Source organism: Mariniflexile aquimaris (genome assembly GCF_042676825.1).
Lineage (GTDB): Bacteria > Bacteroidota > Bacteroidia > Flavobacteriales > Flavobacteriaceae > Mariniflexile > Mariniflexile aquimaris.
Map to the genome: position 1 here is coordinate 778,400 of NZ_JBHTIB010000012.1, position 23,879 is coordinate 802,278.

The window sequence follows — 23,879 nt, forward strand, 5'->3', positions numbered from 1 at the left end:
CATTTAATAATTGACAATTAAAAATGGGACTTGAAACTGAACAAAAATTAACAATAGCTATCGTAATCCTTAACTGGAATGGTAAAAAATTACTAGAACAATTTTTACCATCGGTAATACAACATTCAAAACAAGCAGAGGTTTATGTCGCTGATAATGCATCGACCGATGCTTCTTTATTATTTATAAAAGAAACATATCCTACGGTTAAAATTATTAAAAACAACGAAAATGGCGGTTATGCCAAAGGTTATAACGATGCTTTAAGCGCTGTAGAAGCAGATATTTTTTGCTTACTTAATAACGATGTAGAAGTAACTAAAGATTGGTTACCCCCTATTGTTAAAGCATTCACCGAAGATAAAAACACAGCCATCATTCAACCTAAATTATTAGATTTTAATAAAAGAGATACTTTTGAATACGCCGGAGCCGCAGGAGGATTTATTGATAAATTTGGTTATCCGTATTGCAGAGGCCGAATTTTTAATAGTATTGAGACCGATTTAGGGCAGTATAACGATAAAGCAGACATATTTTGGGCATCGGGAGCCTGTTTATTTATTAGGAGCAAGGTTTTTAAAGAATTGAATGGTTTCGACGAAAGTTTTTTTGCCCATATGGAAGAAATTGACCTTTGCTGGCGTGCCAAAAACTTAAATTATACGGTAAAATATGTGGGAGAATCTACAATCTATCATGTTGGAGGTGCGACACTTAGTAATTTAAACCCTAAAAAAACATACTTAAATTTCCGAAATAGTTTATTTACCTTAACAAAAAACGCCAAAGGTAACCTGCTGTTTTTAATCGTAGTTAGGTTACTTTTAGATGGTGTTGCTGGGGCTAAATTTTTAATGGAATTAAAGCCAAAACATACCTTAGCAATCCTTAAAGCACATTTAAGTTTCTATGGTCATTTAAAACAGCTAATTCGCCAACGTAATTTAACGACGTTCAGAAGAAAATATTATACCAAAACCTCGATTATTGCTGATTATTTTATATTTCAAAATAAAGAATTTCGCACTTAATAAGTTTTTAGTAAAAGTTTTGTTAAAATGTTAATAACTATGCTTTTTTATATATTTTTGCATCAAGAAACAAGCAAATTAATCCTTATTATTAATCATGAAAAAAATCCTATTACTAAGCGTATCAGTAATGCTTTTATTAAGCTCGTGCGTATCGAAGAAACAATTTACAGATCTTGAGGCAAAATACAAAGAATCACAAGATTTATTGAATTCTGCAACGGTTAAATTAAACACATGTTTAGAAGAAAGAGCCTCTGCAACAGCAAGAGCTAAAACTTTAGAAGAGCAAGTGTCAGATTTAAGAAAAAGCAATGATAACTTACAAGTGTTATCTGCAAAAGGTGCTAGCAACATAGAAAAAACTCTAGAGAGCATCAAAGAAAAAGACATGAAAATTACACGCTTACAAGACGCTTTAACTAAAAAAGACAGTCTTACTTTAGCAGTTGTAACAAGCTTAAAACGTGAAGTTGGTATCAACGATCCAGACATCGAAATCAATGTTGAAAAAGGAGTTGTATTTATTTCAATTGCAGACAAATTATTATTCCAAAGCGGAAGCTACAATGTAACTTCAAAAGCTAAAGAAGTATTGGCTAAAGTTGCAAAAGTTGTTAACAGCAAACCAGATTTCGAATGTATGGTTGAAGGTCACACAGATAGCGTACCTTACGCTAGCGGTGTATTGTTAGACAACTGGGATTTAAGTGTTAAACGTTCTACTTCTATCATTAGAGTATTACAATCATTAAATGTTAACCCTGCACAATTAATTGCTGCTGGACGTGCTGACTATGTGCCTTTAGTAGAAAACAATACTGCAGAAAACAGAGCTAAAAACAGACGTACTCGTATCGTAGTACTTCCTAAAATCGACCAATTCTATGATATGGTTGAAAAAGAAATGAAAAACCTTTCTGCTAAGAAATAAATAAATTTCTAAATAACTAAGAAAAGCTCAACTGTAAAGTTGGGCTTTTTTTTTATGCTGAACTCGTTTCAGTATTATGGCGTTACCTAAAGGTCGGGCTTTCGGCAGTCGCTCTCTTCGAGGAGCTCCAACAATGCCTCTATCCCTAACGCGAATTACAACTAATAATAAACTTCCCAGTTTCAATAATGAATAGATTCAACTACAATCCTTCATTACCAAGAAGGAACAGCCGAAGTAACCACATAAAAAGAAAGTCATTACGAATGACGAACGACTAAAGTAATCTTATGAACAGTAATTAAAAACAAGCAGATTACTTGGTTTCTCTCTCAATATCGAAGTAACAAGCAGATTGGTTGATTCTTTACAATACAACTGCTAAAAAATCTCCAAACTCCCCTTACCCTCACGAATTACAACAGGCTCATCTTCAGACAAATCGATAACCGTAGAAGCTTCATTGCCACCATAACCGGCATCAATTACTAAATCAACCAATTTGTCCCATTTTTCTAAAATAAGTTCTGGATCGGTGGTATACTCAATCACCTCATCTTCATCATGAATAGAGGTCGATATAATGGGGTTTCCAAGTTTCTTAACAATTTCTAAAGCAATATTGTTATTTGGAACACGAATACCTACGGTTTTTTTCTTTTTAAACGGATTTGGCAATGTATTCGAACCTGGCAGAATAAACGTGTAAGGCCCTGGTAGCGCACGTTTTAAAATCTTAAATGTAGTCGTGTCAATTTGTTTTACATAATCGCTTAAATTGCTTAAATCGTGACAAACAAATGAGAAATTAGACTTTTCTAACTTAATACCCTTTATTTGCGCCACACGCTCTAAAGCCCTTAAATTATTAATATCACAGCCTAATCCATAAACTGTATCGGTGGGGTATATAATTAAACCGCCTCGTTTTAGAACTTTAACAACCCTATCAATTTCTTTCGGATTTGGGTTTTCTTCATATATCCTAATAAATTCAGCCATAATCATTACATTGCTTTACTGTTTAAATGTAAATATTATTTTTGTTATGAGCCATCTTAAACGTATTTTATTCTACATTATCATACTTACTTCTATCGGTAGTTGTACAAACGACCCTATTAGCAACACACCAACAAATGTATTAGAAGCTTCAAAATACTATCAAGAATTAGACATTTCTTATGGTTCAGACACCAATCAAAAATTTGATTTATACCTGCCAGCCAACCGAACAAAAGCGACTAAAACCATTATTCTGGTGCATGGTGGCGGTTGGTCTTCTGGCGATAAAACAGATATGAATGCTTTTAAGGATTTACTACGTCAAGATTTACCAAACCTAGCCATCGTGAATATTAACTACCGATTAGCCGATGGTAATAACAAACCGTACCCCATGCAAATCAATGATATTTCTACCATCATAAACCACCTAAAAACCAATAAAGAAAAATATACCATTTCAGAGAGTTTTGGTTTTCTTGGGGTGAGCGCCGGCGCTCACTTATCGTTACTCTGGAGTTATGGTTTCGACACCAATAAAAATGTGAAAATGGTTTGCAGCATTGTAGGGCCAACCAATTTAACCGACCCCGCATACCTAAACAATACCTTGCCAGAATTACAAGAAATTTTAGATTTATACGGGGTTGATGCAACGAGTTCGTATTTAGAAGAAGCTAGTCCGCTACACCGTCTTACAACAAATGCACCTCCAACAATTTTATTTTATGGTGCAAAAGACCCATTAATACCAACTACCCAAGGCACCGATTTACGAGATAAATTAGTTGCTTTAAACGTTACGCATCAATTTACTTTATACCCAAATGGTGAACATGGTTGGGTTGGGTTAGACTTGTTAGACACCTGGTTAAAACTAAAAGCATTTACACTAACCCATCTTTAATACTATTAATAATACTTTACTAATTTAATAAAAACTTAACTTTACTTATGCGCTTATCATTGGTACGCAAATTCAAGTTAAATTAAGTCAAAAAAAAGCTTAGAGTGTTAATCTAAACTTTTTTTGACTAATTCAAATGCTTCACAAGAGAAATATTATCTCATGCCGCCACCTGGTGGCCCTCCCATACCACCACCTCGTTGTCCATCTTGCGTTGCATTGGATGGCGTTTTAGGCTGCTTTTCTTCTTTTACTTTTTCTTGATATTTTATCCACTTAGCGTATTGCTTTTTATTAAGCAACGCTTCTAAAGTTTTGTTTAACTGTTGCTCCTGCTTAGTTACTTCAGCCTTAGCAGGATCTATTTTGGCGTTTATTAATTCTTTTGGGTCGTTGTTTTTATCATCACTTCCTCTTCTGCTATCATTATTACTTGCCGTTTGTTGACTACCTTTTTGACCGCGTTTCGATTTTAAAGTTGTATTTACATATACATTTAAAGTGTCAAAATTATCTTTATTAAGTAAGGCAATTTCATCCATTTTAATATTATAAGTTCTAATGGCACGACTTACATTTTGAATTAAATTTTTGTCCTTTTTAATTTTAATCTTTTTAATGGCCTCGTCTGCATCATACTTAAAAATACCTGCCACTTGCGCCGCATTAAATTCGGGCATTTCTACTTGCTGCTGCTGCATCCCGCCTCTTTGACCCATACCTCCACCTTGCTGCATGCCGCCCATACCACCGCCACCACCTGGTTGCGCGTGCGTTAAACTTATGCCCAAAACGAATACTATTGCAAAAATCTGTTTCATGTGTCTTTATTATTTGTTTTTTATTGGTCCCATGGTGCTTCCATATAATCATTATATTGGATATCGTAATCTAGTAATGGAAGTTTCATGAAATTTTTTAAAGTTTTTAATTGAACTATTAATCTATATCCTATATAGATGCTAAAACAAATAAAAACTTGTGGCATGTATCTGTTTTTTTAATTAAAAAACAGTTTGATGTTAATTTGTGGTAGTTTCTTAACTAACCGATGACTTCTAATTTAGCAAAACGAAGCAATAGTTTTTTCACACCACCATGCTGGAATTTAATTTCGGCCTTTACATCGGCTCCAGATCCTTCAATTTTTAACACTTCACCCGAACCAAAACGCATGTGTTTAACAAGGTTTCCTACCGCTAGTTGACTATCGAATAAATTAGTATTACTATCGGAGGCAGCCACAGGCTTTAAGTTTTTAGGTGCCGTTACTTGGAATTTAGCGGGTGCTTCTTTGGTAGTACCACCCTTTTTCAATACCGGCTGTTTCGCAGGCTTAAATCTAATTTTATTAGGTTCTACATCTCCAAAAATATCGGCATCAAGCATCGGGTTAAAGCGGCGTTCTTCAATAGGTGTTACAATATCTAAATATTGCTCGTCTATTTCTTCAATAAAACGACTCGGTTCAGAATCCACCAATTTTCCCCAACGGTAGCGCGATAAGGCATAGGTTAAATAAGCTTGTTTTTCGGCGCGCGTTAAAGCAACATAAAAGAGTCGACGTTCTTCTTCCAATTCACTACGTGTCCCCATACTCATGGCACTTGGAAACAAATCTTCTTCCAAACCAACAATAAATACATACGGAAACTCCAACCCTTTGGCTAAATGTATGGTCATTAAAGCCACATGATCGGTGTCGCCTTTATCGGCATCCAAATCGGTTGCCAAGGCAACGTCTTCGAGAAACTCAGCTAAATTCCCTGTGGTATCGGCCACTTCTTTTTGACCCTCCACAAAGTCTTTCATACCATTTAAAAGCTCCTCGATGTTTTCCATTCTGGTAACACCTTCTGGCGTTCCATCCTTTTTAAATTCTCGAATTAATCCGCTGGTTCTGGTAACATGTTCGGCCAGTTCAAATACATCGGCCGTTTGATTTAACACTTGATAACTTTCAATTAAAGTCACAAATTCTTGAAGTTTGGCTTTCGTTCCAGAATTCACCTTCACATCGGTTTTATCGATGTGTTTCATGACCTCAAAAATGGTGCGTTTATACCCATTTGCCGAAACAATAAGTTTATCAATCGTAGTCTGACCGATGCCACGAGGTGGAAAATTGATAACACGTTTTAAAGCTTCTTCATCGGCCGGATTAATAACCAAGCGCAAATAAGACAACACATCCTTTATTTCTTTCCGTTGATAAAACGACAGTCCGCCATAAATTCTATAAGGAATATCTCGTTTTCGCAAAGCATCTTCAATGGCTCTTGACTGTGCATTTGTACGATACAAAATCGCAAAATCACTATTGTTTACATGAAGCTGAATTTTATTTTCCCAAATGGTACTGGCAACATAGCGCCCTTCATCACCATCGGTTAACGATCGGTTTACTATAATTTTTCCGCCTTCATCATTCGCGGTCCAAACTACTTTTTCTAACTTGGTTTGGTTCTTTTCAATAATAGAATTCGCCGCATTTACAATGTTTTTTGTAGAACGATAATTTTGTTCTAATTTAAAAACCTTCACATCATCATAATCCTTTTGAAAGTTTAAAATATTATTGATATTCGCCCCACGGAATGCATAAATACTCTGAGCATCGTCACCCACCACGCAAATATTCTGAAATTTATCTGATAAAGCTCTCACTATTAAATACTGAGAGTGGTTTGTATCTTGATACTCATCTACCAGAATGTATTTAAATCGGTTTTGATATTTCATTAACACTTCCGGAAAACGCGTAAGCAACTCATTGGTTTTCAACAACAAATCATCAAAATCCATAGCACCAGCTTTAAAACATCGCTCTACATATTCTTTATAAATATCGCCCATTTTAGGACGTCTTGCCATCGTGTCGGCTTCAATAAGTTCTGGATTTTGAAAATAGGCTCTAACCGTAATTAAACTGTTTTTGTACGATGAAATTCTAGACCGTACCTGTTTGTATTTATAGATATCTTTATCAAGATTCAATTCTTTAATAATTGATGCTATCAATCTATCTGAGTCTTGGGTGTCGTAAATAGTAAAATTACTTGGATAGCCCAATTTATCGGCTTCAATACGCAAAATCTTAGCAAAAACCGAGTGAAATGTACCCATCCACAAGTTCTTAGCTTCACTTGTACCTACAATGGTTGCGATACGATCTTTCATTTCGCGCGCTGCTTTATTGGTAAATGTTAAAGCCAATATGTTAAATGGATCTATGCCTTCACTCATTAAATAAGCAATACGAAAGGTTAACACACGCGTTTTTCCGGAACCTGCACCCGCAATAATAATCATTGGTCCATCTTTTTGAATGGTAGGTTCTAACTGTGCTTCGTTTAACTGACTTAAATACTTTTCCAAAACTATATATTATTTTACGACGTGAAATTAACCATTGTTGCGCTTTTAATTAAACCGATTTATTAATAATTATAAACAATTAGGTCTTTAATGATGCTTAATTAAATTTTAAATATATTTATCACTAAATAACTGCCTTATGATCGCATTTTTATCAAACATAACCTGGTGGGGTTGGATTTTAATCGTTTTAATTTTAATTGCCCTGCGTGATATTTTTTTCCAAAAAGCCCACACTATAAGTCATAATTACCCAATAGTTGGTCATTTGCGATATATGCTCGAAAAAATCGGTCCTGAAATGCGCCAATATTTTGTCGCTAATAATAGAGAAGAATTACCTTTTAATCGTATTGAACGTGGCTGGATTTATGCCTCGGCCAAAAAAGAAAACAACTACGAAGGCTTTGGAACCGATAGAGATATTTATGCACACCATCATATTTTTATAAATAATGCGATGATGCCTTATAAAATAGGCGAAAATCATCCGAATGCGACCGATAATAACTTTTTGCCATGTGCCAAAGTTATGGGCCTTTATCATAAACGAAAAAAACCTTACCGACCAGCTTCTGTAATAAATGTATCGGCGATGAGTTTTGGCTCACTTTCCGCGAAAGCGATAGAATCTTTAAACAAAGGCGTTAAAATGGCGGGCGCTTATCACAATACAGGTGAAGGTGGTTTATCGCCTTATCATAGCTATGGTGGCGACGTTATTTTTCATTTTGGAACCGGCTATTTTGGCATACGAACCTTAGATGGTGGGTTTTCGATGGAAAAAATGGTTCGATTAGTGGAAGAAAATCCATTTATCAGAGCCATCGAAATAAAACTTTCACAAGGTGCCAAACCAGGAAAAGGTGGTGTACTTCCTGGTTCTAAAATCACTAAAGAAATTGCAGAAATTAGAGGCGTACCCAAAGGGAAAGATGTACTTTCTCCGCCTAACCATAACGCCTTCTCTGATGTATCTGAAATGGTTGATTTTATCGAAAGCATTGCAGAAGCTACAGGATTGCCCGTAGGCATTAAAGCAGCTATTGGCAAATTGGACCAATGGGAAGAATTGGCTGATTTAATGGTAAAAACCGGCAAAGGACCAGATTTTATTACCGTTGATGGTGGTGAAGGTGGTACGGGTGCTGCGCCTCCAAGTTTTGCAGACCATGTGTCTTTACCTTGGGTGTATGGATTTAGTGATTTATACAAATTGTTTCAGACAAAAGGATTAAGCGAGCATATTGTATTTATTGGTAGCGGAAAACTCGGTTTTCCTGCTAAAGGCGCCATGGCGTTTGCTATGGGAGCCGATTGCATAAACGTTGCGCGCGAAGCTATGATGAGTATAGGCTGTATTCAAGCGCAGGTTTGCCATACCAATCGCTGTCCGAGTGGTGTTGCAACCCAAAGCAAATGGCTGCAAAATGGTATAGACCCAACATTAAAATCGGTGCGACTGGCTCAATATTTTAAAACCTATCGGAAAGAACTTATTGAAATTACACATGCGGCAGGTTACGAACACCCTTGCCAATTTAAAATGAGTGATGTTGAAATAAATGTAGACGACCATAATCTTGCTAAAGAACTAAATAAAACCTACAGGTATGAAAAAACAACTGTACCGTTTACTTCTATGCAAAATTTAAAAGAATGTTTATATTTGGGGGGAAATTATAATTCCAGTAAAACCCAATCTAACTGATTTTAATATGGATGCCGACAGAATAATTGACCTATTTTTATTTACAATTCCTTCGTTAATCACAGGACTTATCGCCTACTATTTTTTTAAAGAACATACTAAAAATGAAGATGGCAGAAGACGCTTTCTATTGAAAAAAGAGTTACAGGTTAATTCGTTACCCACACGACTACAAGCCTACGAGCGTATGACTTTATTTTTAGAGCGAATGACACCATCTAATTTATTGATTAGAGTTTACCCAACATCTTCAAATAAAGAAGATTACGAAGCTTTGCTTATACAAAATATTGAACAGGAATTTGAACACAATTTATCGCAACAAATTTATGTAACCGAAAAGTGTTGGAGCATTATTAACGCAGCCAAAAACGCCACGATTCAATTAATACGTAAAGCTAGCTTATTAGAAAAAACCGATACAGCAAACAAATTGCGCGAAGTTATTTTAACAGAAATGATGGAACGCCGGTCGCCAAGTGATGCTGCGCTTTCCTTTTTAAAAAATGAAGTAAAAGATATTTGGTAAATTTATTTACTTATCGTTTCTAAGTTCATTACTTCGAGCCTCACGTGCCTTTGTTTTTGCATAATCAAAACCTTGTTGCCACCAGGTTATCATTAAATTTTTATTAAAAATAAGCGAATTTTCGGTAAGCTTAGATGGTGTGTAATAGATATTTAATTTCACGTTTTTGTTTTTCGCGGCAAGCTTACCAATAACAATATCACTACGCTCTACCTGATCTAATAAATGACCAAACAAATTAAGCATCAACGAAAAAGGATTTTTACCTAAAACCTTCATATACTCCATATTTTCAGATTCCAGCACAATCGCATCTATTTCTGTTGCACCTCGTAAAATCGCTTCTCGAATAGGGACTACACAACCTAAACCTCCATCGGCATATTCAAAACCATTTCTGGTGGCCAAAGACATAAACGGAATATAATTACATGAAATCCATATCCAATCACAAAATTCTTCATAAGTAAATTCATTTATAGACTTATACTCCACTCTGTTTTTTGACAAATTTGAAACAGTTACTACAACATCCCGATTTAAACTTTTAATCTTTTCGTATTCTTTTTTGGTAAATTTTTTAAAAATGTTTTTTCTTAAATTTTTACTTTCACCAAACGTTCGTTTCCTTTTTGCAAACTGAATAAGTGAGTTAAAATAATTAATACTAACATATTCTCGGTCTCCTTTTCTTCGTTGCACAAACGGATTGATACTAAAGATGGTTTTTTGATTAACGTTAGTGAATATATCATAAACCTTAGATATATCGTTAACCGCCAGATGTGGCACCAACAAACTCCCAGTAGAAGTCCCTAAAAACATATCATATTGATGCCCTTCTTCTTGAATTAAATATTGCGCAACACCACCAGCGTAGGCGCCTTTACTGCCGCCTCCAGAAATTACTAATGCTTTCATATTATTGAGCTAATTGGCTACTTTCCTGGTTTTTAAATTTTGCAAAATTATACCCACTTTGCCACCATTGAGTCATTTTTTCTTTATCAAAAATTAATGAATTTGTAGTTAAAACTGTGGGCGTATAATAGAAATTTATAATAGCATCGTGATGCTTTGCAGAAAACTTGCCTATTTTAATATTTTGAGATTCAATTCTATCTAGCATAAATGAAAACATATTTGTTAATAATGAAAACGGATTTTTTGAGGGCATTCTATTAAATAAATTTGTCTCTGTTTGTAAAATTATCGCATCTATCTCTTTTGCACCACGTCTTACTGCTTCTTCAATAGGCACCATGCTCCCTAAGCCCCCATCGGCGTATTCGCAGCCATTTTTTTTAACCAAAGTCATAAATGGTGTGTAATTACACGAAATCCAAACCCAATCAATAAATTCGTCATAGCTACATTCGTCTAAACTTTTATACTCCACTTGGTTTAAAGATAAATTAGAAACAGTAACCACCACGTTTTTGGTCGATTCTTTTAAAATTAAAAACTCATCTTCGGTTAAAGTGGCTTTGATAAGTTTTTTTAAATTATAACTTTCGCCAAAGGTTTTACTGCCTCTAATAAAGTTCATAACAACATTAAAATGATTTATCCCAATATTTTGGCTACCGTGTTTCTGTTTAACCACAAACGGACAAACATCAAAAATACTGTCGTTCGTCACACTTGTATAAACACTTTTTATTTTTTCAATTTCTTGAAGCGCCAAATGAGACACTAACAAACTACCTGTAGAGGTTCCTATATACAATTGGTAATCATGCTTAAGCTCTTCTATAAGATATTGCGCTACGCCACCCGCAAAAGCGCCTTTACTACCACCCCCAGAAATAACCAACGCCTTCATTTAATGCTCATTTTGCTCTAATTTAGTAATTAAAATCCTGTATTTTTCATCCTGCTTTAAATATTCGAGCAAAGCTTTTGAATATTCTTTAAAACGCCAGTTGTGATGTTTCGTAGCATTTATTAAATTAAAAATAATGGCTTCATTATAAACCTGCATAGCATTTAAATACGAAAAGGCGATCTCGCGGGTTTCAAAATCGAATTTAGGACTAGTATAACTAATCAATTCATTAAAATAAGCTTGTTTATTCACATCGTCGAAGTTTGGCGTATTTAATACCAATGCAAGCCACAGTATTCTGATGTTTTTATTATTAAAACCTACTATTCCTCTGGTTTTTTCTAAATATCTGGGTTTATCTTCAGGGAAATTAATGCATAAATGATACAAAGCCGTTTCTATCGTTACATAGGATGCATCATTTAGTAGTGATTCGTAATCGGTTTTTAATTCTGATGGGATTTCAGTTAAATTTTGAGCAATGGCTTGTCGCACTTTCACACTATTAATAAAATCTTGTTTTTTTATAAGTTTGGGGTTTTGTGATATTACCTTTATTTTAATCTCATCTGAAAGTTTTGAAGATAGATAAGTGGCGCATTTAGCGTTAGACTCTGTACAATCTATAGCTAAATACGCTGTAATAAATTTTGATTTCTTGAGGCTTTCTAAGGCTTTATCGTTTAAAAATGAAACATTCTCTAACCAATCTTTTACAAATACACTTAAATTTTGCCCACTGGCTTTTTCGGCTTCACTAATAAAATCTTTCGTCTCTACATTTTTAAATTGATATTTGACGAGATAGTTTTTAACAGCCGTTTTAAATGCCTTATCCCCTATTTTTTCGCGCAAAACATGTAACACCCAGGCGCCTTTTTTATAAAAGGTTGTACTGCTCGATTTGGGGTCTAACAAGGTGGTGCTTTGTCCTGCTTCCTCTTGTTCTAAAAGTTCTTGCGCGTATTGGTAAAGCTGCCAATAGTAATAATCATTTCCAAAAAGTTCTTTTTCGGCTAACAAAGCGTAATAGGTTGCAAATCCTTCTTGAAGCCAATGGTGCGTTCCAGACGTTTCGGTTACTAAATTCCCAAACCATTGATGCGCGAGTTCGTGGGCATTAACGTTTACGTAATTCTTGTCTACAAAAGCAATCGAATCGACCACAAAACTATCAGCAAAAATAGTGGTACTGGTGTTTTCCATACCAGCATATAGAAAATCTTTAACCGGTACTTGCTTATAGTTTTGCCATGGATACGGTACGCCAATTTCTTCCTCTAAAAAATCGAACATTTGCTTGGTGAACCGATATGTGGGTTCGAATTTTAACGAATCTTCTGGATAATAATACATTTCCAAAGCGATACCACTTTTTGATGTTTCCACCTTCTTTTTGTAGTTTCCAATTGCCAAAGCCACTAAATAGCTCGACATGGGCTGCTGCATATCGTATTGCCAAGTGTTGGTTGCTTCGTTAACCCGTTTATTGATTAATTTTCCGTTCGCAATAACTTCGTAATTACTATCAAAAGTAATGGTTAAATCGAACTCTATTTTATCATTCATATCATCAATACTCGGGAGCCAATTACTCGTGTACTTCCCTTGTCCTTGAGTCCAGATTTGCGCATTGCCTCCTTCATGAGACCAATCGATAAAATACAATGCCTTTTTTGGAATCGCCAAATAATTAAACGCTAATGTATAGATTGAATCTGCTTTAAAATCGTGTTTTAACCACAATTTAGTTCCATCGTTTGAAAACGGAATTGTTTTGCCCTTAATGTTAACCGTTTGAAATTTCATATTGACGGCATCAAGGTATATTGAATCAACCGATTTCAATATTTTAAATTCATAATTTAAATACCCGCCAACTGCTTGTTTTTCTGGAAATATAGAAAGTTCTGCTGTTACAGATTTAAAATCCACATATTCGGTCTGTTGCGCTAATAAATTTAATGACCAAATAAATAGCAAAGGAAGAAAAAAACGATTCATATGTTATCTGTAGCAAACTTCTAGCCAAAATACGCAAATTTTCTATTTTTTGAATTGATTGAAAAGGCTTAAATTCGTTTCTTATGATTACCAATCTTCAAACCCCTATCGATTATTTAAAAGGCGTTGGCCCAAACAGAGCCGATTTGCTGCGCAAGGAATTAGGTATACATACCTATCAAGATTTAATCAATTTATTTCCAAACAGATACATAGACAAAACACAGTATTATAAAATTAACCAACTACAGCCAAACAATGCCGATGTGCAAGTAATTGGCAAAATAGTGGAGTTTAAAGAAGTCGCCCAAAAACAGGGAAAACGCTTAGTGGCGACCTTTCAAGATGACACAGGGGTAATGGAACTAGTTTGGTTTCGGGGACAAAAATGGATTCGAGAAAACTATAAATTGAACACTACTTACGTGATTTTTGGTAGAACAAATTTATTTGGCGGAAAATTTAATATGGCGCATCCCGACATAGAGCTACTGGAAGACCATGAAAAAAGTTTGCGCTCGGCCATGCAACCTATATATCCTTCAACCGAAAAATTATCAAATAAAGGTATTAGTAATCGCGTAATTGTTAAAATTATGGAGCAATTGTTCATCGAAACCGGTGGCCGATTTACTGAAACACTTTCTGATAATTTACGCAATGAATTAAAATTAATTTCTAAACGTGAAGCGCTTTTTAACATCCATTTTCCGAAGGACCAAACCTTACTTTCGAGGGCTCAATTTCGGTTAAAATTTGAAGAATTATTTTATATCCAATTACAATTAATCATTAAAAATTTAATCCATAAATCGAAAATAAAAGGCTTTCCTTTTGAACATGTCGGGGATTATTTTAATACCTTTTTTAACGAGCATTTACCCTTCGAATTAACCAATGCACAGAAACGTGTTATAAAAGAAATTCGTGCCGATTTGGGGAGTAAAGCACAGATGAATCGCTTACTGCAAGGCGATGTAGGTTCTGGAAAGACCATAGTGGCGTTCATGTCAATGTTAATCGCACTTGACAACGGTTTTCAAGCCTGTTTAATGGCCCCGACTGAAATTTTGTCAGTCCAACACTATAACGGTTTAGTTGTCATGTGTAACAAATTGAATATCAGTATTAAACTGCTCACTGGCTCAAGTAAAACTTTAGAAAGGAAAAAAATTCACGAAGCTTTAGAAAATGGCACTTTACAGATACTAATTGGCACACACGCACTCCTTGAAGATAAGGTAAAATTTAAAAATTTAGGGCTCGCCATTATTGACGAACAGCACCGTTTTGGGGTAGCCCAGAGAAGTAAATTATGGCATAAAGGCCCTCCTCAATCCTCCCATTGGGAGGAAGCCAAATTGCTGCGAAAAAAATATATGACGGCAAGACCTTCAACATACAATTTGATTAAAGAATTACAATTAGAAAACAAAAAGCACAGTACGCAAGCAGAACAAATTTTATGGGAAAATTTGCGCAATAAAAACCTTGATTTCAAATTTAGAAGACAACATATTATAGATGAATTTATAGTAGATTTTGTTTGCCTAGAAAAAAATCTAATTATTGAAGTTGATGGCGGTTATCACAACACAGACGAACAAAAAGAAGCAGATGCTTTACGCACTCAAATATTAACTGAAATCGGTTTCCACGTAATGCGATTTAAAAACGAGCAAGTTATTGGAGACATTGATAATGTATTAAAGCATATTGCCAATAGCTTGAAAAGCCTGCCGTCTGGGGAGGTTGGTGGGGCTCCTGTTCCCCCACACGTTTTAGTAATGACCGCCACCCCTATTCCGCGTACTTTAGCCATGTCAGTTTATGGCGATTTAGACATCTCGGTTATAGACGAATTACCTGCCGGACGAAAGCCCATAAAAACGGTACATCGCTACGATAAAAACCGCTTAAATGTTTTCAAATTTATTAGAGATGAAATTGCAAAAGGGCGTCAAATTTATATCGTATATCCACTCATTCAAGAAAGCGAAGCACTCGATTATAAAGATTTAATGGACGGTTACGAAAGTATCGCTCGCGACTTCCCTATGCCGGAATATCAAATTTCCATTGTTCATGGTAAAATGAAACCTGCCGACAAAGATTACGAAATGCAACGCTTTATAAAAGGCGAAACCCAAATTATGGTTGCAACAACGGTAATTGAAGTCGGAGTTAACGTACCCAATGCCTCAGTAATGATTATTGAAAGCGCTGAGCGTTTTGGGCTTTCCCAACTCCATCAATTACGTGGTCGTGTTGGTCGTGGTGCCGAACAAAGTTATTGCATTTTAATGACGGGACATAAGCTAAGCAGCGACAGTAAAACACGTTTAGAAACCATGGTAAAAACAAGTGATGGCTTTGAAATTGCCGAAGTCGATTTGCGTTTACGTGGTCCGGGAGATATTATGGGAACGCAACAAAGCGGCGTTTTAAATCTTAAAATTGCCGAAATTATAAAAGATAAAGATATTTTGCAAAGTGCGCGGTTCTATGCCAAAAAAACACTTAAGGAAGACCCTACACTTTCTAACAATGACAATAAAGTTATTTTAAACACCTATAAATCCTTAGGGAAATATAAGAATATTTGGAACTATATTTCTTAACAAAGATTATAAACAAAAACAAGACAGTAAATTAATAACTATCTTCGCTCTTGTTATTGCCTATTTTTTAACTTTTAATTACTTATTAAACACATGCTTCACTTAAAACTGGAAACAGATCCGCGTTGGGTTAACATAGTAGAGTCTAATATTGAAGAAATCTTAACAGACCATGCATGGTGCGAACAAAAGGCTGCGACCAATGCGATAACCATCATTACGTTAAATTCTGAGCATGTCGATTTAGTAACCGATTTATTAGCACTTGCTAAAGAAGAACTCGAACATTTTCAAATGGTGCACGACATCATTAAAAAACGCGGTTATAAACTAGGCAGAGAGCGAAAAGACAGTTATGTAAATGAACTCTACAAGTTTATGAACAAAGGTGGCAATCGTGAGCAATGTATGGTCGACCGACTTTTATTTTCGGCCATGATTGAAGCGAGAAGCTGTGAACGTTTCAAACTACTTTCTAAAGAAATTAAAGACCCTGAACTTTCAAAATTTTATCACGAATTAATGATCAGTGAAGCTGGCCACTATACAACCTTTATTAGTTTTGCTCGTAAATACGGAAAAAATGTAGATGTTGAGAAGCGATGGAACGAATTAGTACAATTTGAAAGTGAAATTATAAAAAACTACGGCAAACACGAAACCATACACGGATAAAAAAACCCAATCATTACTGATTGAGCTTTGTCTGTTCGAGGCTTGATTGATGTTGATAACAAGGTAGTTACAATTTTATTTCTAAAATGTTAGCGTATTGTTAAATAATACTATATACTGTTAATTAACATAAATACATATGGCTTAGGTGCGCATGTTAATTAATCTTTCATTCAATAAACAGAATGATTAACTTTGCTTTTTTAATTTAAGCGCATAAAAATTCAGAATGATTCACATTCACGAAAAGACTTTACAAGATTTAGAGTTTTCTACGGTATTAAAACAAATTAGCGACCATTGTATTACGGTTTTAGGTAATGAAAAAGCTTTACAAATCGCGCCTTTTCAAACCAAGGAATTACTTCTAAACAATTTACAATTAACCAACGAATACCTCGCGTCTTTTTATAACGATAATCGTATTCCGAATCACGGATTCGACGCTATTTCAAAAGAAATCAAATTATTACGCATAGAGAACACCTATTTAGAAGTTCATGGTTTAAAGAAAATCGTTGCCATTTCTTTAACAACCAACGAAATAATAACATTTTTAAAAAAGTTTGAAGTTTATTATCCGGGACTTTATGAATTTGCTTCGCATATAGAAGTCACGAAAGTAATAATAGAAAAAGTTGATGCCATTGTTGATCGTTTTGGCGATATTAAAGACAATGCTTCGCCCCTACTTTTCGATTTAAGACAAAGCATTAATAAAGTAAAAGGGCAAATTAATCAAAGTTTTGCATCGGCATTAAATATGTATCACGGACTGGAATATTTAGACGATATTCGAGAATCGGTAGTCGATAACAGACGTGTTTTGGCAGTAAAAGCCATGTACCGTCGCAAAGTTAAAGGTGCTATTATGGGAAGTAGTAAAACGGGAAGCATCGTATACATGGAGCCCGAAACTACCTTAAAATACTCTAGAGAACTTAACAATCTAGAGTTTGAAGAAGAAGAAGAAGTGGTTCGAATCTTAAAAGAACTCACTAATTTTATTCGTCCGTTTTTACCCCTATTAGAGAACTACCAAGATTTTTTAATCGCTATAGATGTCATTTCAGCCAAAGCGAAATACGCACGTTCTATGAACGCTATTCTTCCAGAAATAGCCGAAGACAAAACATTGTATTTAAGAGATGCCTATCACCCATTACTATTTTTAAATAACGAAAAAAAGAAGGAAAAAACATTTCCTCAAACTATTGAATTAAAAAAAGATAGCCGCATTATTGTTATTTCGGGCCCCAATGCCGGCGGAAAAAGTATTACTTTAAAAACCGTTGGCTTGTTACAGGTTATGTTACAAAGTGGTATTTTAATTCCTGTACACGAACGCAGTAAAGTGTGTTTGTTTGATAGAATTTTAAGTGATATTGGCGACAACCAATCTATTGAAAATCATTTAAGTACCTACAGTTATCGGTTAAAACAAATGAATTACTTCTTGAAGAAGTGCAACAAGAACACACTTTTTTTAATTGATGAATTTGGAACTGGTAGTGACCCCGAATTGGGAGGTGCTTTAGCAGAAACCTTCTTAGAAGAGTTTTACCATCGGGAAGCTTATGGCATTATAACCACCCATTATTCAAACCTAAAAATATTAGCAAATGAGTTGCCATGTATGCTTAATGCAAACATGCTCTTTGACGAAAAATCGTTAGAACCACTTTACAAACTAGTAATAGGGCAAGCAGGAAGCAGTTTCACCTTTGAAGTGGCTCAAAAAAACGGCATTCCGTTTGGACTGATTAATCGTGCTAAAAAGAAAATTGAACGCAGTAAAGTACGTTTTGATGCGACCATTGCGAAACTCCAAAAAGAACGTTCTAAATTAGAGAAAACGGGCGAATCTTTAAAACTTAACGAAAAAAAGAAGAGTCAGGAAGCCAATAAATTAGAAGAAATTAATGCTAAAATTCAAAAGAAATTAGAAAGTTACCAAGAGCTATACGATAGCAACCAACGCTTAATTTATTTAGGACAAAAGGTAAACGATATTGCTGAAAAATATTTTGAAAACAAGCAAAAAAAAGAATTAATGGGCGAACTATTTAAATTGGTTCAAATAGAAAATTCCAAACGCAAGAAAGTTACGGTTAAAGAAAAAAAGGTAATCAAAGCGAAAGAAGAAAAAGTTAAGCAAGAAGCCGAAAAAGTAGTTACCGTTATTCGCGAAAAGAAAAAAGAAGCCAAGAAAAAAGCTGTTCAAGCGCCCAAACCAAAAGCGATTTTAAAAATTGGAGACCGAGTGCGTATGCAAGACGGTCGTGCCATAGGAAGCATCGATAAAATTGAAAAAAATAAAGCCACAGTAAATTATGGCTTATTTACCACGAACGTGAGCGTTGAACAATTAGAATTGGTAGAAGCAAAAAAATAATAAAAATGAAAAAATTCAGTTATCTTTATATTTAAAAGAATGAGATGAAAAAATTGCTGCTCATATTTGTTTTAACCTGTGGTGGTTATCTTTTAAATTCTTGCAGTTCATCAAACGATGAAGTTGAAGAAGAGGTTATTGAAATTATTGAAGAACCAACCGAAGACCCAGCTATTGTCTGGAAAAACTGGTACTTATCTGTGCCTATTAATCGCGGTGACGGAAGTGCTACCTCCATATATTATCAATCCATTGTAAACAATACCCTTACTGCCGATCAATCTAATTATTTTTATAAAAACACCGATGGGAGTTACACCATGTTTACTAAGTTTACGGGGTTTACAACTTCGGGTGAAGCCGCTTTAAATGCTGGAAAATACTGCCGTACCGAACTTCGTGAATATTGGCGAGGTAACCAAACAACCAGCGATAACTGGTCTATGAGCACCGGCACACATATTATGGAAACTACGCTAAAAGTGGATTTTGTTGAAGGTAACGGCAGAACTATAGTAGCGCAAATTCACGGCATTGAAACCACAGGATTGGAAGGTTCTCCGGCAACTGTGAAAATACGCTGGAACAGTGGTGAAATCCAATTGGATTATTATGTGAAGCCAAGTACAGGTAACACCTGGACGAGTGCATCAGACAATAAAATTAACGTAGGTAAGGTTGATAATGACATCTTTACTTTTAAAATAAAGATTGAAAACGGTAAATTCTATTATGCCTTAGTGTGTGAAGCCAAAGGTATTAATACCGATTATACATTTGTTTATGATTATGTTGGCAATGGCTATGGCTACAATAACTATTTTAAAACAGGTAATTATTATGGATGGAATGCCGATTACACAAAAACAGCTCAAGTAGTTTTATACGCGGTAAAAACAACCCATTTATAATTGCTCGCAGCCTTTAACAACATTACACCGAATCCAAATGCTTGATATTCCGAAGGATAAAAAACTCATTATATTCGATGGTGTTTGTAACCTCTGTATCGCATCTGTGCAATATGTTATAAAGCATGATAAAAAGAATAACTTTCTTTTTACTGCGCTACAAAACAAAACGGGTTTGGCAATTATTAAAAAGCATACTATCGATACTACAAAAATAGATTCGCTTCTGCTATATTCTGAAACGGATGGCATTAGCTCTAAGTCTACCGCAGCTTTAAAAATTGCTTATAATTTAGGGTTTCCAAATAGTTTAATGGCTGTATTTTTTATTATACCTCGCTTTATTAGAGATTGGGTGTATGATTATATTGCTAAAAATAGATACCAATGGTTTGGCAAAAAACAATCATGCATGGTTCCCACACCAGAATTAAAGCGTAAGTTTTTGGAATAACATAACTTCCATAATTGTGTTCCGTGAAATTTATCTATTGAGCCGACAAATCTATTATTCGTCAACCAAACTCCCCCACTCGGTCCACGAACCATCATAAACCGAAATATTAGTATATCCGGTCATGGTAGCTCCAAGTGCCAAAACACATGCTGTGATTCCCGATCCGCATGACAATATAATAGGCGCTTCCTTATTTGCTAATTTTTCAAACTTGGCGTCAATAGCCTCTTCTTCTATTAATAGGTTTTCAGTCAGCAAATCTTCAAAAGGTAAATTAATAGAATTAGGAATCGTTCCCATCCGCAGGCCTTCTCTGGGTTCCGGTTCTAAGCTCTTAAATCTCCCCGCAGAACGTGCATCGATAATGGTATGACTTTTTGTTTTTGAAGCCATTTTGACATCCTCAAAAAATTTCATGAGTTCAGGTTTGTAAGTTGCTTCAAAATTACCCGTTTTACCTTCATATAGTTTCATAGGTTCGGTAGTGTATCCTGCTCTTATCCATTCAGGAAAACCGCCATCCAAAACTGCTACATTTTCAAAACCAAAGGCTTTAAACAGCCACCACACACGCGCACTGGAGTAAATTCCTTTATCATCATAAACAACAATAGCGTTATCCGTATTAATAGCTAAAGCCCTCGCTTCCTTTTGGAATTGTGCTTCCGATGGAAAGGTAGAAGGAAAAGGTGCAGAAATGTTGCTAAACTTATTTTTGATGTCGAAAAAACGAGCTTTAGGAATTTGATACAGACTCGAATCAAACGATTTATTTATCGTTCCATCTAAAACAATAAGATTTTCATTCTCTAAATTTTCATTTAGCCATGAAACCGACACTACCGGTTTTAAAAATTTAATTTGAGCCATAAAAATTTGCTAAGAATCTATATCAAAAGTTTCTGAAGGATCTTTAACACCTTTATAATCCAACATATTCTCCCCATCGGCAATGATACTACACACTACCGTATCGCCGGTTACATTTACAACCGTTCTAAACATATCTAAAATTCGGTCTACAGGAAAAATAACCGCAATCCACACAGGGTTTAGTCCCACCGAGTTTAATACTACAATTAACATTACCAATCCTGCGCTAGGAACCGCTGCCGACCCTATAGAGGCTAAGGTTGTAGTAATTACTATGGTTAATTGCTGCTCTAAACTTAAATTAGCCATGTGCATTTGTGCTAAAAACATAACCGCAACCGCTTGGTATAAACTGGTTCCATCCATATTTACGGTGGCACCAATAGGTAATACAAAACTACTTATTTTCTTATTGACCCCTAAATTATGCTCAACACACTCCATCGTTACTGGCAAGGTAGCCGCACTACTAGAGGTAGAAAATGCTAAAGTTTGCGCCGGACTTACCGCTTTAAAAAAGCCCAAATACGATATTTTCTTTACAAAGAGTTTTAATACGGTTGGATAAATAACAAAAATCATTAACAATAAGCCTACTAAAACGGTTAAGGAATACCAGCTTAATCCTTTAAAAATTTCTACTACTTTGCCCACATCGTCGCCTGCCATTTTACTTACTACTCCTGCTAATAATGCAAATACAAAAAATGGTGCCGCTTGCATTACCAGGTCTACCATTTTTAAAAACACCTCATTAATACCATCAACTAGGGTTAATACGGGTTGTGATTTATCATTCGGAATAAACAACAAACACACACCAAAAAACAAGGCGAAAAAGATAATTTGAAGCATCAATCCGTTATTAGATAGTGAAGCAAAAAAATTCTCTGGAACGATGTCGACTAATGGTTGTAAAGGTGAAACGTTTTTTTGCTTGGTTGCTTTTTCAATTTTATCATTTACCAAAGTGGCATCTAGATTTGAGGTAGAAAGTGCCGAAACCTTTTTTACACGTTCTGCATACTTGGGATCTTTTAAATAGCTGTGGCCATCTTTAACTTCATGACCTTCAGATGCTGCCCAAAGTTCGTAACTAATTCTATTGTCTAACCTGCTATCATAATCTATTAAACGCCCAGGCTGTATGGTATTCACCAAAACTAAGCCTAAAGAAATCGCCATAATGGTAGTTAACAAGTAAATAAGCAATGTTTTACCCCCCATACGTCCTAATTTCGAAGGGTCGCCAATATTTGCAACGCCACCTATAATAGAAAATAACACCAAAGGCACTGCGATAAGTTTAAGAAGATTTATAAAAATGTTACCAAACGGATCGATCCAATTAATTGTAAAGGAACTCCATCCTAAAGTACTCGAAAGTAATGCCCAAATAATACCGAGCAACATTCCTATTATAATTTTCCAGTGCAGTGCGAGTTTTTTCATAAGTTAGTTTGTAGTCAATTTGGATACCAATATAAGTATTTTAATTTGGGTTATAATTGCTCTGTAAAAAATTGATAAGGCTTAAAAATCTCCTACCCTAAATTAGCGATATTTAATTCTCAGGTTAGGTTTTTAATAATCCGTTAATAAATAGTGTTTTGCAAGCATTAAAAGACTAAATCCTCATAAATATATTCCTCACTAATTACTTCAACATTGCCCAAATACTCTTTTCCTCGTAGCTTATTTACAGTATGCGCTTTCAACTGGTCTTCTGGATAAGCTTTAATAAGTTCTTTTATAGTTTGAACATCTAAAACATCATGTATCGGGTTTAACCAGAGGTCTTCTTCAATTTCCATTAAAATTAAAGGCATCCTTGGACCTTTTATTTTTGGATTATTATGGATTTTTGCCATCATGGAATTCCCTTTGGTGGTTACAATAGTAAATGTATTAAATCTTCCTCCGGTTTCTGGGTTTGTCCACTCGCTATATAAACCTGCAAGCGCCATAGGTTGCTTATCTTTTCTTTGAATGAAAAAAGGATAGGTTTTATGATTGAAATGATGATGCTCATAAAAACCATCAATATAAATAATGCAGCGATACTGTTTTGCAGATTCCTTAAATGAAGGTAATTCAAAAATGGTTTCACCACGTGCATTTAAGGTATTGTTCCATGTTTTTTTGAGTTGTTCTTCAGTCTTCACCCATTGCGGAACAAGTCCCCAGGTAGCAACTTCAGGAAAATCTGGAGACCTATCGGTATAAATTAATAACTCTGGGTGACTAAAACCTGAAGCATGATGCAAAGGCAAGTCTGTAAAGGGAATTAACTTCTCTTCAATTTCGGCAATAGCGTTTAAATCGCCTTTGCGTTTGGCGCGCCTTAGTTGTGCCTCGTAACTGGCTTTAATATCGTAACACATGACTATAAATGTAACAAATTTGTAACGATTTTTTATTTGAATTTAAAACAAGAAGTATTTATGATGCTATTTTTAATATGTGATAAAATTGCTGCGGTGATGCGCACAGCGCTTTCAAAACTTTTTAATATCAAATGAATGTTTTTATAATTAAAAACCAGAAAAATGAGGTAGGTACTTTAAAATCTGTGTTAGTGAAATTTGCTTCTAATATTTAATACAGCGCAAACCAT

At 35.1% G+C, this 23,879-nt stretch carries 20 protein-coding genes; 10 read left to right on the top strand and 10 right to left on the bottom strand.

Annotated elements, in window-relative coordinates; all coding sequences use genetic code 11:
• Nucleotides 1-23 precede the first annotated feature (23 nt).
• Nucleotides 24-1,034, top strand: a complete 1,011-nt coding sequence (locus ACFQ0I_RS11420) for a glycosyltransferase (protein WP_379942373.1) — start codon at nucleotides 24-26, stop codon at nucleotides 1,032-1,034.
• A gap of 97 nt (nucleotides 1,035-1,131) precedes the next feature.
• Nucleotides 1,132-1,968, top strand: a complete 837-nt coding sequence (locus ACFQ0I_RS11425; protein ID WP_379942375.1) for an OmpA/MotB family protein — start codon at nucleotides 1,132-1,134, stop codon at nucleotides 1,966-1,968.
• 381 nt (nucleotides 1,969-2,349) lie between these two features.
• Here ACFQ0I_RS11425 and ACFQ0I_RS11430 read toward each other — a convergent pair whose 3' ends face one another.
• Complete coding sequence (locus tag ACFQ0I_RS11430) at nucleotides 2,350-2,970, bottom strand: L-threonylcarbamoyladenylate synthase (protein WP_379942377.1); 621 nt, start codon at nucleotides 2,968-2,970, stop codon at nucleotides 2,350-2,352.
• On the opposite strand from ACFQ0I_RS11430, the gene ACFQ0I_RS11435 reads away from it, so the two are divergent.
• Nucleotides 2,870-3,880, top strand: coding sequence for an alpha/beta hydrolase fold domain-containing protein (locus ACFQ0I_RS11435; protein ID WP_379942378.1), 1,011 nt, complete (start codon nucleotides 2,870-2,872; stop codon nucleotides 3,878-3,880). The genes ACFQ0I_RS11430 and ACFQ0I_RS11435 overlap by 101 nt on opposite strands.
• A gap of 155 nt (nucleotides 3,881-4,035) precedes the next feature.
• Here ACFQ0I_RS11435 and ACFQ0I_RS11440 read toward each other — a convergent pair whose 3' ends face one another.
• Genes ACFQ0I_RS11440 through ACFQ0I_RS11450 form a run of 3 tightly spaced genes read right to left on the bottom strand, consistent with a single transcriptional unit; the run spans nucleotide 4,036 to nucleotide 7,258 of the window.
• Nucleotides 4,036-4,701 carry a hypothetical protein gene (locus tag ACFQ0I_RS11440; RefSeq protein ID WP_379942379.1) on the bottom strand — a complete coding sequence of 222 codons (666 nt, stop codon included), beginning with the start codon at nucleotides 4,699-4,701 and terminating at the stop codon, nucleotides 4,036-4,038.
• A gap of 20 nt (nucleotides 4,702-4,721) precedes the next feature.
• Entirely contained in the window at nucleotides 4,722-4,868 is a 147-nt protein-coding gene (locus tag ACFQ0I_RS11445; RefSeq protein WP_379942381.1) for a hypothetical protein, read from the bottom strand.
• Nucleotides 4,869-4,924: 56 nt separating this feature from the next.
• Entirely contained in the window at nucleotides 4,925-7,258 is a 2,334-nt protein-coding gene (locus tag ACFQ0I_RS11450) for an ATP-dependent helicase (protein WP_379942383.1), read from the bottom strand.
• Nucleotides 7,259-7,397: 139 nt separating this feature from the next.
• Between ACFQ0I_RS11450 and ACFQ0I_RS11455 the strand changes: the two genes are divergently transcribed.
• Together ACFQ0I_RS11455 and ACFQ0I_RS11460 are read left to right on the top strand one after the other, a co-directional pair.
• Nucleotides 7,398-8,969: an FMN-binding glutamate synthase family protein gene (locus ACFQ0I_RS11455; protein WP_379942385.1), complete on the top strand. Its 1,572-nt coding sequence runs from the start codon at nucleotides 7,398-7,400 to the stop codon at nucleotides 8,967-8,969.
• Between the two features lie 7 nt (nucleotides 8,970-8,976).
• Nucleotides 8,977-9,498, top strand: a complete 522-nt coding sequence (locus ACFQ0I_RS11460) for a DUF7935 family protein (RefSeq protein WP_379942387.1) — start codon at nucleotides 8,977-8,979, stop codon at nucleotides 9,496-9,498.
• A gap of 6 nt (nucleotides 9,499-9,504) precedes the next feature.
• Here the strand turns inward: ACFQ0I_RS11460 and ACFQ0I_RS11465 are convergent, their stop codons facing one another.
• The 3 genes from ACFQ0I_RS11465 to ACFQ0I_RS11475 are packed head-to-tail and all read right to left on the bottom strand — an operon-like array spanning nucleotide 9,505 to nucleotide 13,330.
• On the bottom strand, nucleotides 9,505-10,419 hold the full coding sequence (locus ACFQ0I_RS11465) for a patatin-like phospholipase family protein (protein ID WP_379942389.1): 915 nt from the start codon (nucleotides 10,417-10,419) through the stop codon (nucleotides 9,505-9,507).
• Nucleotide 10,420: 1 nt separating this feature from the next.
• Nucleotides 10,421-11,323 (bottom strand): patatin-like phospholipase family protein, encoded by a 903-nt coding sequence (locus tag ACFQ0I_RS11470; protein WP_379942390.1) that lies wholly within the window; start codon nucleotides 11,321-11,323, stop codon nucleotides 10,421-10,423.
• Nucleotides 11,324-13,330 carry a M1 family metallopeptidase gene (locus ACFQ0I_RS11475; protein WP_379942392.1) on the bottom strand — a complete coding sequence of 669 codons (2,007 nt, stop codon included), beginning with the start codon at nucleotides 13,328-13,330 and terminating at the stop codon, nucleotides 11,324-11,326.
• An 83-nt stretch (nucleotides 13,331-13,413) separates the two neighbouring features.
• Between ACFQ0I_RS11475 and ACFQ0I_RS11480 the strand changes: the two genes are divergently transcribed.
• The 5 genes from ACFQ0I_RS11480 (at nucleotide 13,414) to ACFQ0I_RS11500 (ending at nucleotide 20,386) form a co-directional block, all read left to right on the top strand.
• Nucleotides 13,414-15,951 (top strand): DUF559 domain-containing protein, encoded by a 2,538-nt coding sequence (locus ACFQ0I_RS11480; protein ID WP_379942393.1) that lies wholly within the window; start codon nucleotides 13,414-13,416, stop codon nucleotides 15,949-15,951.
• A 93-nt stretch (nucleotides 15,952-16,044) separates the two neighbouring features.
• Nucleotides 16,045-16,626, top strand: a complete 582-nt coding sequence (gene miaE, locus ACFQ0I_RS11485; protein WP_379942395.1) for a tRNA-(ms[2]io[6]A)-hydroxylase — start codon at nucleotides 16,045-16,047, stop codon at nucleotides 16,624-16,626.
• Nucleotides 16,627-16,855: 229 nt separating this feature from the next.
• Nucleotides 16,856-19,021 (top strand): endonuclease MutS2, encoded by a 2,166-nt coding sequence (locus ACFQ0I_RS11490; RefSeq protein ID WP_379942397.1) that lies wholly within the window; start codon nucleotides 16,856-16,858, stop codon nucleotides 19,019-19,021.
• A 44-nt stretch (nucleotides 19,022-19,065) separates the two neighbouring features.
• Complete coding sequence (locus ACFQ0I_RS11495; protein WP_379942398.1) at nucleotides 19,066-19,932, top strand: polysaccharide lyase family 7 protein; 867 nt, start codon at nucleotides 19,066-19,068, stop codon at nucleotides 19,930-19,932.
• A 37-nt stretch (nucleotides 19,933-19,969) separates the two neighbouring features.
• Nucleotides 19,970-20,386, top strand: a complete 417-nt coding sequence (locus tag ACFQ0I_RS11500) for a thiol-disulfide oxidoreductase DCC family protein (RefSeq protein ID WP_379942400.1) — start codon at nucleotides 19,970-19,972, stop codon at nucleotides 20,384-20,386.
• A gap of 54 nt (nucleotides 20,387-20,440) precedes the next feature.
• Here ACFQ0I_RS11500 and ACFQ0I_RS11505 read toward each other — a convergent pair whose 3' ends face one another.
• From ACFQ0I_RS11505 to ACFQ0I_RS11515, 3 genes are all read right to left on the bottom strand, one after another.
• Nucleotides 20,441-21,259 carry a sulfurtransferase gene (locus tag ACFQ0I_RS11505; protein WP_379942401.1) on the bottom strand — a complete coding sequence of 273 codons (819 nt, stop codon included), beginning with the start codon at nucleotides 21,257-21,259 and terminating at the stop codon, nucleotides 20,441-20,443.
• A gap of 9 nt (nucleotides 21,260-21,268) precedes the next feature.
• Nucleotides 21,269-22,714, bottom strand: a complete 1,446-nt coding sequence (locus ACFQ0I_RS11510; RefSeq protein WP_379942403.1) for a dicarboxylate/amino acid:cation symporter — start codon at nucleotides 22,712-22,714, stop codon at nucleotides 21,269-21,271.
• A 167-nt stretch (nucleotides 22,715-22,881) separates the two neighbouring features.
• Nucleotides 22,882-23,646: an SOS response-associated peptidase gene (locus ACFQ0I_RS11515; protein WP_379942405.1), complete on the bottom strand. Its 765-nt coding sequence runs from the start codon at nucleotides 23,644-23,646 to the stop codon at nucleotides 22,882-22,884.
• Between the last annotated feature and the right edge of the window lie 233 nt (nucleotides 23,647-23,879).